Raw genomic sequence first — 14,477 nt, forward strand, 5'->3', positions numbered from 1 at the left:
GCTGCACTGGAACGAACGCGAGGAGAGGAGGCGGGCATGGGCTGGTTCAGCCGCCGGGCCGCCGACCCGACGACGCCCACGAAGCTCGACCGCGAGGCGAACAAGGAGGACCTGGCGCAGCTGGAGGCGTTCGTCACCAGCCGGCGCGGGGTCGAGTTCTACCTGGAACCGGAGACCACCGCCACCGACACCACAGTCGTCGCCATCGCGGACGACGGCGAGTGGATCCGCCGCCGTACCGGCTCGCCCCGGGTCGCCGGCCGGATCGCCCAGAAACACGCGGTGCCGCTGTACGAGGCGGCCCGCACCGGCTACCCGGAGCGGATGCGGGCGTGGAACCGGGCCCACCCGGAGCGCCGGGCCCGCTGACCGGCCGACTGGCGCGGTCAGCCGGCCAGCGCGGTGACGAGGACGTAGCCGAGGAACGCCGCGCCGAGCCCGGCGACCACACTGAGCGCCATGTTCGCGTACGCGACGCGGCGCTCGCCGGTGCGGGCCAGGCGCAGCGTCTCGTAACCGAGCGTGGACCAGGTGGTAAGCGCGCCGCAGAAGCCGGTGCCGACAAGCGCGGTCACGCGCGGGCCGACGGGCGCCGCGAGCAGGCCGCCGAGCAGCAGCGACCCGGCCACGTTGACGGTCAGCGTGCCCCACGGGAACGGCGCGGCGTGCCGGGACTGCACCGCCCGGTCGGTCAGGTAGCGCAGCGGGGCGCCGATCGCGGCGCCGAGCGCGATGAGCAGGACGGTCACCGCCGCCTCCCGTCCCGGGCGGCCAGCGCTCGCGCGGTCACCGCGTCCCCGGCCGCGACCGCCGCCAGCGCGGCGAGCACCGTCGCGGTCAGGTAGCCGCCCGCCGTGACGGCCGCGCCGTCGGCCAGCAGCCGCTGCGCGTCGACCGCGTACGCGGAGAACGTGGTGAACCCGCCGAGCACGCCGACGCCGAGGAACGGCCGGGTCAGCGGGTGGGCCGGACGGGCGGCGAGCGCCGCCGTCAGCACGCCGATGAGCAGGCACCCGGTGACGTTGACGGCGAACGTGGCCCAGGGGAAGCCATCGGCCTGGTGCGGCACCGCCGACTGGGCGCCCGCCCGCGCGAGCGCCCCGAACACACCACCGGCGGCGATCACGCCGAGTACCGCCGCCGGGTGCGCGGACAGTTCCGCCCGGTCCGCCGGTACGCGCAGGTCGACGTCGGGGTCGACGCGGGGATCGGACACCACACCTCCCACCAGCACCCGCGAGCATAACCCCGCCCTCGCGCCCGGCTCTCCGGTCTCCGCGATCTTGCAGGTTCTGCCCCGGCGGACCGGACATTCGGGGCGCCTGAGGGGCGGGAAGTGCAAGATCGCGGGGGAGAGAGCGGGGGAGGGGTGGCGGGCGTACGGTGGGCGGCAGCGCCCGGCGCGGCGGTGCCGGGCCACTCCCGTGCCAGGAGGTGCCCCGTGCAGGACCGCACGCCCCGTCCGGACGAGCTGGATCCCGTCGAACGGATCGGCGTCGACGAGGCCGAGCGGGCCGGCGCCACGCTGGTCGAGCAGGTCAAGAACACCGTCGGGGTGTCGGTGGCGGTACGGGTGATCGAGCCGGACGGGGTGGAACGCTCGATGGGCAAGACGCGCCGCATCGTCGACCGGCGGCGGGAGTCCTGAGATGGCGGGCGACGGCGGCCGTACCGCGGCGCACGACATGTTCGACGCCGACGTGGCGTCGAAAGGGCTCGGCATCGAACTCGTCTCGGCCGGCGCCGGTGCGGCGGTGGCCCGGATGCGGGTCACTCCGGCGATGCTCAACGGGCACGCGATCGGGCACGGCGGCTTCGTGTTCCTGCTCGCCGACACCGCGTTCGCGCTGGCTTGCAACAGCCACGGCCCGGCCACGGTGGCGGCCGGCGGCGAGATCAGCTTCCTGCGTCCGGTACGCGAGGGCGACCTGCTGGAGGCGTACGCCACCGAGCGGGTCCGGTACGGCCGCAGCGGCATCTACGACGTGACGGTGCGGCGTGGCGACGAGGTGGTGGCCGAGTTCCGGGGCCGCAGCCGCACCATCGCCCGCGACTGACCCGCCCGCCCGGCCCGTGTTCGCGGGCCCGCAGGCCGGTGACGTCCGGGCCGGAGCGGCCCCGTGCCCGCTCCGGCCCGGACGTCATGCGGCCGGCCCGAGCGCGTGCCCGCCGGGCCCGGTTCTTCGCCGGCCCACCCGCCGGAGCGGAACGGGCTGCGCGGGAGCGCCGGCCGTCGCCGGTCCGGCGCGCGCCGGCTGCCCCGCCGGCCCGGGCACCGCCCGGAGCGCACCGGCCCGTCCGGGCGGTGCGAGGACCGGATCCCCGGACACCCGACGGAGCGGGCCGCGACGATCGAGCCGGTCCGGCGGGTCGGGCGCCGGTCGGGCCCCTCCACCCGACCGGCGCGACCGCCCCGCCCCGAGCGGGCAGACCTCCCGCCCGCCGGCGTCCCGGGACGGGACACCGGTTCCCGCTCCCGGCGCACGGCCGGCAGCGGTGTCCTTCGCGGCGCGCAGGCGGCGGGCGAAGTCCGCCCGTACCGCACGGGACAACCGCAGCGCGGCCACCCGCGCCACCAGCACGTCGATCGCCCAGCCGCCCGCCGCGACCGGGCGCAGCAGCCCCGCCGAGGCCAGCGCCCGCAACGCCGGCCCGGCCCGGCCGGCGGGCCAGCCGAGCATCGCCTCGACCGAGGCGGCCACGACCGGGCCGCTGCCGGCGGCACCGGCCAGCAGCACCGCCCGGTGCGTACCGTCGAGCCGGTCCAGCCGGGCGTCCACCAGACGGCGCGCGGCGGCCGGCACTCCGCCCGGCTCGCCGGCCGGGTCCGCCGACGCGTACGCGGCCGCGAGCGCCGGACTGCCACCGACCAGCCCGACCAGGCGCGCGGCGAGCGCGGCCGGCCGCCCGGCCCGGTCGAGCAGGTGCCGCAGCAGCCGCCCGGTGTCCGGCGGTCCCAGCGGCTCCACCGGGATCCGCCGCGCCGGGGTGGGCAGCGGGTCGGCCGAGCCGGAGCCGCACGTGGTGACCACCGCCAGCGGCAGCCCTCGCTCACCCGCCGCCACGTGGAGCTGGTGCAGGAACCGGCGCAGCGCCGGGGCCGCCCGGTCCAGGTCGTCCACGGCCACCACCACCGGCGCGCCGGCGGCCAGGCCGAGCAGCGCCTCACGGCAGGCGCCCACGGCGCGGGCCGCCACCGTGTCGTCGTCCGGCGCGGCGAGGAACGCGGCGAGCACGCCGCCGCCCGGACCGTCCGCGACAGTGCCGTCGGGCCGTGGCCGGACCAGGTCGGCCAGCGGCGCCAGTTCCCCGCACGGGTACGGCGGGCAGGCCGTCACCCGCCGGCGCACCGGCACCCCGTCCACGTGCGGCACGGCGCGGGTCACCTCGTGCAGCAGCCGGCTACGGCCGCTGCCCGGCGGTCCGACCAGCGAGATCCACCGGGGACGGCGCTCGCGCAGCGCCCGGGCTACCTCGTCGGCCGCGCTCGCCAGCTCCCGGCCGCGGCCGACGAGCGGGACGCCGTGCCGGGCCGGCCCGCTCCCGGCCACCCCGGTCACCCGCCACACGTCCAGCGGAAGCGCCTTGCCGGCGAGCGCCAGGGTGGCGAGTGGACGTTGCTCGACCAGTCCCGCCACCGCCGCGCGGGTCACCGGGCAGACCACGACCCCGCCGGGCGGCGCGTGCTCCTGGAGGCGGGCCGCCGTGGTGATCACCGCGCCGCTGGCCGCGCCGTGGCCGCCGTCGCGGAACCCGGTCAGGTCCAGCAGTACCTCGCCGGTCGCCACACCGACCCGCACACGCAGCCGGACGCCGGCCGGTCGCCGCCGCTGGAGCGCGGCCTGGATGTCCAGCCCGGCCCGCACCGCCCGGTACGCGTCGAAACCGTCCGAACCGGACGCGCCGAACAGCGCCATCACCGCGTCGCCGACGTACTTCTCCACCACGCCCCGCCAGCGGCGCAGCACCGAGGCGACGGTGCCGAAGTAGGCGCGCTGCAACGCCCGTACGTCCTCCGGGTCGAGCCGCTCGACCAGTCGCGTCGAGCCGACGATGTCGACGAAGAGGACGGTCGCGGTACGTCGTTCCTCGGGCACCGGCCGGCACGCCGCGACGACGGCTTCCCGACTCCCTGCGGGCGTGGTGATCAACATCGCACCCACCCTTTCGCGATCGTGGTGCCCGATGACCTCAGCAGACTTTCACCACCGGGTTCTCGGCGGATCTGTAGGACGACGTATGTCGGGCACCCGCAACCATTAGTCGTGTAGTCGACGCGAGAGGTACGAGTCCGGCCCCGAGGCCGTAGAACGGTGCGGGGACCTGTGACTAGGCTGCGTCCCATGGCCAGCGACGTGGACACGGCACCTCTCGTCGGCCGTACCGGGACCATGGCGACGCTGCGGTCGGCGCTCTACGACGACCTGCGGCCCGGGCAGACCGGCGCGGTGTTCCTCACCGGAGAGAGCGGGGTGGGCAAGACCCGCCTGCTGACCGAGGTCGGCGAGCAGCTGCGGCAGACCGGCGCGCTGGTGCTCACCGGCGCCTGCCTCGACATCGGAGACGCCTCGCCGCTGCACCCGGTACGGCAGGCGCTGCGCCGGCTCGACGCCGAGCAGGCGCAGGCGCGCACCACGTCGGCGATCCGCGGGGTGCTGCAGGTCTTCGACGAGGAGACCCCCGGCCCGGACGGCGCCGGCGCGCTGCTGGAACGCGTCGCCCAGGGCCTGCACGTGGTGGCCGGTGGACGGCCGCTGGTGCTCGTCCTCGACGATCTGCAGTGGGTCGACCGCAGCACCCGGCAACTCCTGCTCTACCTGCTGGCCGGGCTCGGCGACCTCCAGCTCTCCGTGCTGGCCGCGATCCGGGCCGAGTCGCTGCGCGGCGCGCACCCGCTGCGCCGGGTGCTCACCGAGCTGCGCCGGCTGCGCTCGGTGCGGGTGATCGACCTGCTGCCGCTGGACCGGTCCGCCACCGACGAGCTGGCCGCCGCCGTGGTCGGCGCGCCGCTGCCCCCGGAGGCCGCCGACCAGCTCTGGCAGCGCAGCGGCGGCAACCCGTTCGTGGTGGAGGAACTGGCCCGCGACCGGCGTGACGGCCGCGACGGACTTTCCGACACGCTGCGCGAGGTGTTCCTCGACCGGGTCGACGCGCTGCCGCAGCCGGCGCACGCGGTGGTGCACGCGGTGGCGGTCGGCGTCGAGCCGGTCGAGCACTGGCTGCTGGCCCAGGTGGTGCGGCTGCCCGAGGAGGAACTGCTCGACGCGGTCCGCGAGGCGGTCGCGCACCGCCTGCTGGTCGGCGCCGACGACGGCTACCGGCTGCGGCACCGGCTGGCCGCCGAGGTGCTGGCCCACGAACTGCTGCCCGCCGAGCGGGCCGCGCTGCACCGCCGCTACGCCGAGGCGCTCACCGCCGTACCGGCCGAGCTGCACCAGGCCCGGCTGGCCCACCACTGGCGGCACGCCGGCGAGCCGGGCCGGGCGCTGCCCGCCGCGATGGCCGCCGCCCGCGAGGCGGAGCGGCTGCACGGGTACGCCGAGGCGCACCGCCACTGGTCCGCCGCGCTGACCCTGGCCACCGAGCCGGCCGCCGTCCTGCCCGACGGGGCGCGCCCCGAGCCGGTCGAGGTGGACCGGGCCGAGCTGCTCAGCCACGCCGCCGAGGCCGCGCACCACAGCGGGGAGCACGCGCGCGCCCTGACCCTGCTGGAGGAGCTGACCGACGACCCGTCCGGCCCGCCGGTCTGCGCGCTGCGCATCCGCCGGGCCCGCTACCTGGCCGCGGCCGGTCGGTCGGCCCCCGCCGAGCAGGAGTACCGGGGGGTGCTGGACGCGCCCGACTGCACACCGCGGGAGCGGTGCACGGCCGCAGCCCGGCTGGCCGAGCTGCTGCTGCACCTGGGCCGCTACGCCGAGGCCGGCGACCAGGCCCGGGAGGCCCTCGCGCTCGCCGCCGACGTTCCGGGTACCACCTCCGAGGTGGTGACGGCCAGCGCCGCGCTCGGGTTCAGCGAGGCGTTCCTGGAGGATCCGGCCGCCGGGCTGGCGGTGATGCGCCGGGCGCTGGACACCGCCGAGCGGTCCGGCCGGCCGGAGGACGTGGCCTGCGCCTACCTGCACCTGGCCGAGCTGCTCACCGGTCCGCTGAACATCCTCGAAGAGGGGGTGGTGGTGGCCCGCCGGGGCGCCGACCGGGTCGCCGAGCTGGGGCTCGGCCGCACCTGGGAGACCCGTTTGCTGGCGGTGGCGACGAACGGGCTGTTCCGGGTCGGGCAGTGGGCCGAGGCGGAGAAGGTCGTCGCGGCGGCGCTGCGGCACCGCCCGTCCGGGGCCGACGCGGTCGAGCTGCTGCTGGCCCGGTGCCGGCTCTCGGTCGGGTACGGGGACGTCGAGGCGTCCGACCGCGACCTGGAGGCGGTCGCGACGGTGCTGGCCGGCGGCGGCGCCCGGCACGTGCTGCCGATGCTCATCCTGCGCGCCGGCCTGGCCATGTGGCAGGGCCGGCACGACCTGGCCCGGCAGGCGGTGCAGCGGGGCCTGACCGAGAGCCGCTCCGACGACGTGATCGTGCTGGCCACGCTGGCCTGGCACGGACTGCGGGCGGAGGCCGAGGCGGCGGCCGGCCGGACGATCGAGGTGGACCCGAACGCGGTACGCCGGCTGCGCGAGGTGGTCGACCGGGTGGCCGGCAAGAGCGCCAAGGCGGGCGCACCGGTGCGCTACGTCGCCGAGGGGTTCCTGGCGCTCTGCGACGCCGAGCTGAGCCGGCTCGACGACGGCCGGGGCGACCCCGCGCTGTGGGAGCGCTCCGCGCTCGAGTGGGACCGGCGCAACCACCCCTACCCGGCCGCGTACTCGCGGTTGCGGCAGGCCGAGGCGCTGCTGGCCCGCCGCAGCCGGGTGGCCACCGCCGGCAAGCTGCTGCACCGGGCGTACGCGATGGCCCAGTCGCTCGGTGCGGTGCCGCTGACCGCGGAGATCCGTACCATCGCCTCGCGGGCCCGGGTGGCCCTGGACGCCGCGCCGGATCCCGCGCCGGTGCCCCGGCCGCGGGCGGCGGCGCCCGCCGGGCCGGCGGTGGACGAGCTGGCGACGCTCACCGCGCGGGAGCGGGAGGTGCTCGCCGCCGTCGCCGAGGGGCTGACCAACCGGGAGATCGGGCAGCGGCTGTTCATCAGCGAGCGGACCATCGGCGTCCACGTCTCGCACATCTTCGACAAGCTCCAGGTCCGCACGCGGGTGCAGGCCAGCGCCATCTTCCTGCGCAACGGCGCGGAGTAGACGTACGCCGGCAATACGTCGTTCGACGGATCCGCGATGTGGACGGCGGCTGGCAGGCTGTCCCGCGGAACGCCGGTGGTGGCGTCGTGGGGGGCGCCGGCCGTTGTGGAGGAGAGATGACCGAACCGGTCTGGGGTCCTGTGCACCAGGACATCGTCGGCCTGCTCGCCGACCATCCCGCCGACGTGCCGGCGGTCGTGGACCATCTGACGAAGTTGCAGGACCTGCTGGTCCGGCTGCCGCCGCTGGAGCAGAGCTGCCCGCTCGCCGACTTCAACAAGCTCTACCTGGTCATCACCAGCACGGTGCTCGACGGCCTGTACGACGACCGGTTCTGCGACCCGGCCTTCCTGGCGCGGCTGGACGTGGAGTTCGCGGCCCGCTACTTCGAGGCGCTGCGGTTCTGGACCGACTCCAGCCCGAGCACCCCGAAGGCGTGGTCGTGCCTGTTCAAGCGGATGCGCGGCCCGGACGCCCGGCCGTTGCCGTCGGCCGCCGCGGGCGTCAACGCGCACATCAACTACGACCTGCCGTTCGCGCTGGTGACCACGTTCGACAGCCTGGAGTCCGAGCCGATCGACGGCAGCGACCAGCACCGCGACTACCTGGAGATCAACAAGATCTTCGCCGAGCGGATCCCGGAGCTGCGCCGTGGCTATCTGGACAACTGGCAGCTCATGATCGACATGGTGAACGGCGACATCGACGACTGGTACCAGGGCGAACTGGTGGAGTACACCCGGAACGTGGCCTGGCGCAACGCGCAGAAGATCTGGCGCTGCCGGCACGACCCGGACGCCCGTGAGTGTGAGCGGACGCGGTTGGACGACAACGCCGCGCTGCTCGGCCGGCTGCTGTTGTCGCCCCTCGGGGCGTTCCTGCAGTAGCCGGGACGGGGGGTTCCCGCGTCCCGCCGTCCGGGCGCGGGACGCGGGAACGCCGCCCACGGGTGTCGAGCCCGCCGCACCGGGTACGTCGCCGTCGTGCCGCCAGACGAACCGGCCGGCCCCGGAGCGCTCCCGCCGGGCCCGGTCCGCCGCTTCCCGTTCCGCTTCGACCCGGCGTTCCGGCTGCCGCTGGCGCTGCTCGGGGTGCGGCCCGCCACGGCCTGGCTCGGCTGGGGCCCGGACGCGCTCGTCGTCCGGTTCGGGCCGTGGCTGCTGCGTACCACCCCGGGCAACGTGACCGGGGCCGAGCTGAGCGGGCCGTACCGCTGGTGGCGGGCGATCGGCCCGCACCTGTCGGCGGCCGACGGCGGGGTGACCTTCGGCACCAGCGTGGCCGGCGGCCTCTGCCTGCGTTTCGCCGATCCGGTGCCGGCGCTGGCCCCCGGCCCCCGGCCGCGGCACCCGGCGGTCACCGTGACGGTGGCCGACCCGGCGGCGGTGCGCGACGCGCTGGCCCGCGGACCGGATCTTTGACCGGTTCGGCCGGGTCGGGGCGGGGACAACCCCTACCGTCTTCATAGGGACGAAGGGGAGCAGATGGGGCAGGCGGGCGGGCCGGAACAGCCCAGGCGCACGCGGGAGCGGCGCCGGGAGGCGCACGCGGCCGCGGCGGCCCGGGCCGGCCGGCACGGCGATCACGCCGAGCGGTCCGGCCGAGCCGTGCCGGAGCTGCCGGAACGGGTGGCGGCGCCGGCGCGGCCGAGGCCGCCGGCGGGCCGGCTGCACCGGTGGTTGTTCGCGCACCGGGTCGAGCCGGTCGGCCCGGAGGTCCGCGAGCACCAGACCCGGTCCCACCCGTGGTGGCAGGTGATGTGCCTGACCGGCGTCGACTACTTCTCCACGCTGTCCTACCTGCCCGGCATCGCCGCCGTGGCGGCGGGCGCGCTCAGCCCGCTGGCCACGCTGCTGATCGTGGCGCTGACGCTGCTCGGGATGCTGCCGATGTACCGCCGGGTGGCCCGGGAGAGCCCGCACGGGCAGGGGTCGGTGGCCATGCTGGAGCGGCTGCTGCCGTTCTGGCGCGGCAAGGTCTTCGTGCTGGTGCTGCTCGGCTTCGTCGCCACCTCGTGGATCATCACGATCACGCTCTCCGCCGCCGACGCCAGCGTGCACCTGCTGGAGAACCCGGTCCTGCCCGCGTCGTTCCCGCACGGCGACACGGCGGCGGTGCTGGTCACCGTGGCGCTGCTGCTCGTGCTCGGCGGCGTGTTCCTGCTCGGGTTCAGCGAGGCCGTGCAGGTCGCCATCCCGCTGGTGGCGGCGTTCCTGGCGCTGAACGCGGTGGTGGTGGCCGCCGGCGTGGCCGAGGTCGCCGCCGACCCGGGTCTGCTCGGCGACTGGACCGGCCGGCTGGCCGACACCGGCGGCGCCGGCGACGTCCTGGCCACGAGCGTGCTCGCGTTCCCGCTCCTGGTGCTCGGCCTGTCCGGGTTCGAGACCGGGGTGAGCATGATGCCGCTGGTGCGCGGCGAGGGCGAGGACGCGCAACGGCGGCTGGACGCCCGGATCCGCAACACCCGCCGGCTGCTCACCGCCGCCGCATTGATCATGTCGGTCTACCTGATCGCGACCACGTTCGTCACCACGCTGCTGATCCCGCCCGAGGCGTTCGACCCCGGCGGCCCGGCGGACGGCCGGGCGCTGGCGTTCCTCGCCCACGAGCACCTGGGCGAGGTGTTCGGCACCGTCTACGACATCAGCAGCATCCTGATCCTCTGGTTCGCGGGCGCGTCGGCGATGGCCGGGCTGATCAACATCGTGCCCCGCTACCTGCCGTCGTACGGCATGGCGCCGGAGTGGGGGCGGGCGGTGCGCCCGGTGGTGCTGGTCTACACCGCGATCAGCATCGCCATCACGATCGCCTTCTCCGCCGACGTGAACGCCCAGGCCGGGGCGTACGCCACCGGCATCCTCGCCATGATGGTCTCGGGCGCGATAGCGGTGACCATCGCGGCGCTGCGTGCCCGCAGCCGCGCCGCCGCGGCCGGGTTCGCGCTCCTCACCGCCGTGCTGCTGTACGCGCTGGTGGAGAACGTGGTGGCGAAGCCGGACGGCATCACCATCTCCGGGTTCTTCATCGCCGGGATCATCGCGGTGTCGCTGATCTCCCGCGTCACCCGGACCACCGAGCTTCGCGCCGAGCGGATCGAGTTCGACGAGGCGGCCCGCCGCTTCGTCGACGAATCGGTCGCCCGGGACGGGCGGCTACACCTGATCGCCAACAAACGGCAGCGCGGGTCGGTCAAGGAGTACCGGGTCAAGGAACGAGCGCAACGGTCGATGAACCCGGTGCCGGGCGCCGCCGACGTGCTGTTCCTGGAGATCGACGTGAGTGACCCGTCCCAGTTCAGCCAGGTGCTGCGGGTGCGCGGGACGGAGTCCGGCGGCCACCGGATCCTGCGCGCGAGCAGCTCGGCCGCGCCGAACGCGATTGCCGCGATCCTGCTGGCGTTGCGCGACGCGACGGGCGTGCGCCCGCACTGCCACTTCGAGTGGTCGGAGGGGAACCCGATCGCGCACCTGCTGCGCTACCTCATCCTCGGCCGGGGCGACACCCCGCCCGTGGTGCGGGAGATCATCCGCAAGTCCGAGCCGGACCCGACCCGCCGCCCCGGCATCCACGTGGGCGGCTGAGCGCGGGTCCGGCCGGGCAGCGCGACTAACCGAGCGCGCGGACGCTAACCGAGCGCGCGGACGCGGGCGAGCAGGTCGCGGGCGCAGAAGTCCAGGAAGCCGTCCGGGTCCGGTCCGGCGTTCTGGAGCACGATGTGGTCGAAGCCCGCCTCGACGTACGTCCGGGCCTTTTCCACGTGCGGCGCGGCGTCCGGGCCGACGGAGAACTGCTGCCGGATGTGGTGGTCCTCGACCCAGGCGGTGGCGGCGTCGAAGTTCACCGGGTTCGGCAGTTCGCTCATCACCTTCCAGCCGGTGACCGCCCAGCGGCTGGTCTCCCGGGCCGCGCGTACCGCCGCCTCCTCGTCGGTGGCCCAGGCCATCGGCACCTCGGCGTAGCACGGGCCCTGGCCGCCGGCGTTGCGGTACTGGTCGACGATCGACGCCTTCGGTTCGGTGGCGAACAGGCCGGTGCCCAGCTCGGCGGCGAGACCGGCCGATTGCCGGCCGCTCGCCGCCACGGCGATCACCGGCGGCTGTTCGGGCAGGTCCCAGACCCGGGCGTCCTCCAGCTGCAGGTGCCGGCCGTCGTAGGAGCGGTAGCCGCCCTGCCAGAGCAGCCGGATGATCTCCAACGCCTCGCGCAGCCGCTCGTGCCGCCCCCGGACGCTGGGGAACCCCTGCCCGACGACGTGCTCGTTGAGCCGCTCGCCGGCGCCCACCCCGAGCGTGAACCGCCCGTCGGAGATCAGCGCCATGGTGGCGGCGGCCTGCGCGACGATCGCCGGGTGGTAGCGGACCGACGGGCAGGTGACGCCGGTGGCGAGGCCGAGGGTGGTGGTGCGGGCGGCGATCGCGCCGAGCGCGCTCCAGGTGAAGCAGGAGTGGCCCTGCACCTCCAGCCAGGGATGGTAGTGGTCGCTCATCTCGACGAAGTCGAACCCGGCCTCCTCGGCCCGGACCGCCTGCCGGATGAGTTCCTGGGGCCCGAACGCCTCCGAGGCGAGCTTGTAGCCGATCCGCATGCCCGGTTCTCCGTTCCGTCGTCGGCGAACCGCTGCCGTTCCCACCGCTGCGGCGGGCAAACTCCGCGAAACCCAGCCTCCTAGGATGCCGTAGGGGTGGTGGCGGTCCGCACCGCGGACACGGAACGGCCCGCGCTCGCCGGGCGGGCGCGGGCCGGAGGTACGGGAGCGGACGCCTACTTCGACGGTTCGGGGAGCTTGCAGTCCACCTTCGGGTTGGCGCCGATGTAGTTCAGCGGGCCGGCCACGATGGTGACCAGGATCGTGCCCGCCTCCGCGCAGTTGGTGTCGTCGTTGCCGTAGTAGCCGCGCTGACCGGCGGCGATGGCGCCGATGATGAGCCAGATGACGACCAGGACGCCGACTATCGAGGTGCCGCGCATCAGTTGCCTCCACTGGGGTCGTGGTGGATTTCGAGGTGGAGGCCATGTACCCCGTGCGGGTGATCCGCCAAACGGCGCAGCGGTGCCGGCACGGCCGATTCCGATTACGTCAGTGCGGTGGCACCGGCTCCTCCGGCGGACGGCCGCGGCTGCGGCGATAGTCGGCGCACGCCACCCCGCCCAGCACCAGCATCGCCCCGGCGCAGACGTAGACCGGCGCGAGGAACAACCCGGCCGGGGCGATCGTGAGCAGCGCCAGCACCCCGCCGGGCCGCGACGTCGACACCCGGCTGAACACCTCGTACTCGAAGGCGCCCCGGCCGACCAGGAACAACGCCGGCCCGCCGAGGATCACCGCCAGCCAGGCCGGCGGCGTGTGGCCGGCCGGCTCCAGCAGGACCAGGTCGAAACCCGCCGCGGTGGTCACCACCCCGGCTACCATCAGCAGATGGGTGTACGGGGCGGTGTCGAGAAACCAGCACGGCGTCGCCGAGCGCGATGATGAAGAACTGCTGGTACCGCTCGGACAGATGCTCGGCGGTGACCCGGCGCTGAGCGTCGGGCACCGCGCCCAGCCCGGGCACCGGGTACGCCAGCCGGAACCCCAGATAGTCGATGGCCAGGGCACCGGCCCAGAACCACAACCGGGCGGTGCCGTGCGCGGCCAGCGCGCCGACCAGCCAGGGCACCGCCGACAGGGCGAACCAGACGAAGATGCGCACGGCCCGGCGGTTCGTCTGCACGTCCCGGCGCACGGTGGGCATCAGGAACACCCCGCGTCCGAGATGGATCGCCACGTACGTGCCGGCGAACACCAGCCCCCGGGAGCCGAACGCCTCCGGGATGGCGGTGGTCATCAGCAGCGCGCCGAACATCGTAGTCATGCTCGCCCGCGCGCGGTCACTTTTCCGCCATACCGACCCGGGCGGGGGTGACGGGGTGGGGAAGGGCGCCGGGCCGGTGGCGACCATCGTCACCACCGGCCCGGGAATGTGGCGGAATGTCTACTCGGTGCTGGCCGGGAGCGCCCGGTCGGCGTCGGCGGGGGCACCCGCCAGCACCTTGGCCTGCTGCGGCCAGGTGGCCAGCCCGGGTGCGGCGCGCAGGCCGGCGGCCTTCACGGTCTGCCGCAGCGCGGCCTCGTCCAGCTCGGCGAGCTGCCGGTAGGTTCGGATACCGGCGTCCTGGAGCGCGGCGGCCATCTTCGGCCCGATGCCCTGGATCCGCCGGAAGTCGTCCGGCGTGTCCCCGGCCGCATCCGCAGCCGCGTCGTTCTCGACCGAGGCCCGCGGCGCGGGCACGACGGCCGGCTCGGCGGCTACGGGCTCGACCGGCTCGGCGGCCTCGACCGGCGAGGGCGCCGCCTCCACAGCAGCCGCATCCGCGGCCGCCGAATCAGCAGACGACGCCGTCGCCGGCGCCTCCGGCTCGTCGGCGGGCGTCGACTGCGCCGGGACGGCGACGGGGGCGCGCTCCGGCTCCGCCGCGAAGGGTTCCGACTCGACGACGAGCGCCGGAGAAGCGGCCGGCTCGTCCGTGTCGGTGGAGGCCGGGGTGCCGGCGGGCTCGTCCGCACCGACCGACGCGGCGGCCGGCACCGGCTCGTCCACCGGACGGTCCACGGCGGCCGGCTCGGCCTCGGCCACCGGCGCCGCAACCGGCTCGGCGGGGGACGACACCGGCTCGGAGACGGTGGGCGACGCCGCCGGCTCGTCGGCGGTACGGGCGGCGGTGGCGACGGCCGGCTCGGCGGTCGTGGCCTCGGTGGGTGCGGGCTGCTCGGCGACCGTGGCGGCCGCCGCGGGCTCGTCGACCACCGCGACCGGGCGCGGCGCGTCGACGGTGGCGGTCACCTCGGGTGCGGTCTCCACCGTGGGCGTCGCCGGGGCGCCGGACCGGCGGCGGCCGACGACCACCCAGCCGGCACCGAATCCGATGAGCAGGGCCAGTATCACGAACAGCCACTGCCCGAAGCTCGACGGCATGGGCCAACCTCCTTGTATGTACGTGCACGACGGTGGCGAAAGACTCGGGGCAGCTTCGCACACGCGCGCGGCGCACGACAGGCAGGCCGGGGCCGGACCACGGCGGTGGGACCGGCGGTGTCGGCCGGTGCCCGGAGGATGACCGAGCGTGTGCCGGAAACCCGGGTCGAGCGGCGTGACAGGGCGGGGAGACGCCCCGGAACCCGGGTGCCGTGCGTGGTTCCGGGGCGCCCCGTCCGTC

14 protein-coding genes and 1 pseudogene are annotated in these 14,477 nt (G+C 75.5%); 7 read left to right on the top strand and 8 right to left on the bottom strand.

From position 1 onward, the window contains the following. Nucleotides 1-36: 36 nt before the first annotated feature. Nucleotides 37-369 carry a hypothetical protein gene (locus tag C569_RS0101525; RefSeq protein WP_013476546.1) on the top strand — a complete coding sequence of 111 codons (333 nt, stop codon included), beginning with the start codon at nucleotides 37-39 and terminating at the stop codon, nucleotides 367-369. 17 nt (nucleotides 370-386) lie between these two features. On the opposite strand, the gene C569_RS0101530 is transcribed toward C569_RS0101525, so the two are convergent. After that, a complete protein-coding gene (locus tag C569_RS0101530; RefSeq protein WP_018784060.1) occupies nucleotides 387-749 on the bottom strand; it encodes a CrcB family protein in 363 nt (120 codons plus the stop codon). Next, nucleotides 746-1,216, bottom strand: a complete 471-nt coding sequence (locus C569_RS0101535) for a CrcB family protein (protein WP_026267575.1) — start codon at nucleotides 1,214-1,216, stop codon at nucleotides 746-748. Before C569_RS0101535 ends, C569_RS0101530 begins: the two co-directional genes overlap by 4 nt. A gap of 225 nt (nucleotides 1,217-1,441) precedes the next feature. Between C569_RS0101535 and C569_RS32945 the strand changes: the two genes are divergently transcribed. After that, entirely contained in the window at nucleotides 1,442-1,648 is a 207-nt protein-coding gene (locus tag C569_RS32945; RefSeq protein WP_018784062.1) for a hypothetical protein, read from the top strand. Nucleotide 1,649: 1 nt separating this feature from the next. Beyond that, the gene (gene paaI, locus C569_RS0101545) at nucleotides 1,650-2,057 is read left to right on the top strand and encodes a hydroxyphenylacetyl-CoA thioesterase PaaI (RefSeq protein WP_018784063.1); all 408 of its coding nucleotides are present in this window, start codon (nucleotides 1,650-1,652) and stop codon (nucleotides 2,055-2,057) included. Nucleotides 2,058-2,141: 84 nt separating this feature from the next. Here paaI and C569_RS0101550 read toward each other — a convergent pair whose 3' ends face one another. Beyond that, complete coding sequence (locus tag C569_RS0101550) at nucleotides 2,142-4,154, bottom strand: adenylate/guanylate cyclase domain-containing protein (RefSeq protein ID WP_026267576.1); 2,013 nt, start codon at nucleotides 4,152-4,154, stop codon at nucleotides 2,142-2,144. A 189-nt stretch (nucleotides 4,155-4,343) separates the two neighbouring features. Here C569_RS0101550 and C569_RS0101555 point away from each other — a divergent pair, with 189 nt between their 5' ends. From C569_RS0101555 to C569_RS0101570, 4 genes are all read left to right on the top strand, one after another. Then, entirely contained in the window at nucleotides 4,344-7,283 is a 2,940-nt protein-coding gene (locus tag C569_RS0101555; RefSeq protein ID WP_018784065.1) for a helix-turn-helix transcriptional regulator, read from the top strand. Between the two features lie 116 nt (nucleotides 7,284-7,399). After that, nucleotides 7,400-8,170 (top strand): DUF5995 family protein, encoded by a 771-nt coding sequence (locus tag C569_RS0101560; RefSeq protein ID WP_018784066.1) that lies wholly within the window; start codon nucleotides 7,400-7,402, stop codon nucleotides 8,168-8,170. 96 nt (nucleotides 8,171-8,266) lie between these two features. Next, nucleotides 8,267-8,704 (top strand): hypothetical protein, encoded by a 438-nt coding sequence (locus C569_RS0101565; protein WP_018784067.1) that lies wholly within the window; start codon nucleotides 8,267-8,269, stop codon nucleotides 8,702-8,704. A gap of 63 nt (nucleotides 8,705-8,767) precedes the next feature. Then, on the top strand, nucleotides 8,768-10,864 hold the full coding sequence (locus C569_RS0101570; RefSeq protein WP_018784068.1) for a hypothetical protein: 2,097 nt from the start codon (nucleotides 8,768-8,770) through the stop codon (nucleotides 10,862-10,864). Nucleotides 10,865-10,908: 44 nt separating this feature from the next. Here the strand turns inward: C569_RS0101570 and C569_RS0101575 are convergent, their stop codons facing one another. The 5 genes and pseudogenes from C569_RS0101575 to C569_RS0101590 form a co-directional block, all read right to left on the bottom strand. Next, nucleotides 10,909-11,868 carry a TIGR03557 family F420-dependent LLM class oxidoreductase gene (locus C569_RS0101575; RefSeq protein WP_018784069.1) on the bottom strand — a complete coding sequence of 320 codons (960 nt, stop codon included), beginning with the start codon at nucleotides 11,866-11,868 and terminating at the stop codon, nucleotides 10,909-10,911. 176 nt (nucleotides 11,869-12,044) lie between these two features. Further along, the gene (locus tag C569_RS0101580) at nucleotides 12,045-12,251 is read right to left on the bottom strand and encodes a hypothetical protein (RefSeq protein WP_018784070.1); all 207 of its coding nucleotides are present in this window, start codon (nucleotides 12,249-12,251) and stop codon (nucleotides 12,045-12,047) included. Nucleotides 12,252-12,360: 109 nt separating this feature from the next. After that, complete coding sequence (locus C569_RS33995; RefSeq protein WP_018784071.1) at nucleotides 12,361-12,681, bottom strand: low temperature requirement protein A; 321 nt, start codon at nucleotides 12,679-12,681, stop codon at nucleotides 12,361-12,363. Between the two features lie 103 nt (nucleotides 12,682-12,784). After that, a pseudogene (locus C569_RS34000) lies at nucleotides 12,785-13,222 on the bottom strand (low temperature requirement protein A); the annotation flags it as partial. Between the two features lie 33 nt (nucleotides 13,223-13,255). After that, the gene (locus C569_RS0101590; protein WP_018784072.1) at nucleotides 13,256-14,236 is read right to left on the bottom strand and encodes a helix-hairpin-helix domain-containing protein; all 981 of its coding nucleotides are present in this window, start codon (nucleotides 14,234-14,236) and stop codon (nucleotides 13,256-13,258) included. Between the last annotated feature and the right edge of the window lie 241 nt (nucleotides 14,237-14,477).

This window comes from Micromonospora sp. CNB394 (assembly GCF_000374985.1).
GTDB classification, from domain to species: Bacteria; Actinomycetota; Actinomycetes; order Mycobacteriales; family Micromonosporaceae; genus Micromonospora; species Micromonospora marina.

What these genes read in the sequence shown, in the direction of transcription:
- C569_RS0101580 (WP_018784070.1), bottom strand. Translation starts at nt 12,251, where the DNA reads ATGCGCGGCACCTCGATAGTCGGCGTCCTGGTCGTCATCTGGCTCATC.
- C569_RS0101575 (WP_018784069.1), bottom strand. Translation starts at nt 11,868, where the DNA reads ATGCGGATCGGCTACAAGCTCGCCTCGGAGGCGTTCGGGCCCCAGGAA.
- C569_RS0101570 (WP_018784068.1), top strand. Translation starts at nt 8,768, where the DNA reads ATGGGGCAGGCGGGCGGGCCGGAACAGCCCAGGCGCACGCGGGAGCGG.
- paaI (WP_018784063.1), top strand. Translation starts at nt 1,650, where the DNA reads ATGGCGGGCGACGGCGGCCGTACCGCGGCGCACGACATGTTCGACGCC.
- C569_RS0101550 (WP_026267576.1), bottom strand. Translation starts at nt 4,154, where the DNA reads ATGTTGATCACCACGCCCGCAGGGAGTCGGGAAGCCGTCGTCGCGGCG.
- C569_RS0101590 (WP_018784072.1), bottom strand. Translation starts at nt 14,236, where the DNA reads ATGCCGTCGAGCTTCGGGCAGTGGCTGTTCGTGATACTGGCCCTGCTC.
- C569_RS0101555 (WP_018784065.1), top strand. Translation starts at nt 4,344, where the DNA reads ATGGCCAGCGACGTGGACACGGCACCTCTCGTCGGCCGTACCGGGACC.
- C569_RS0101560 (WP_018784066.1), top strand. Translation starts at nt 7,400, where the DNA reads ATGACCGAACCGGTCTGGGGTCCTGTGCACCAGGACATCGTCGGCCTG.
- C569_RS0101525 (WP_013476546.1), top strand. Translation starts at nt 37, where the DNA reads ATGGGCTGGTTCAGCCGCCGGGCCGCCGACCCGACGACGCCCACGAAG.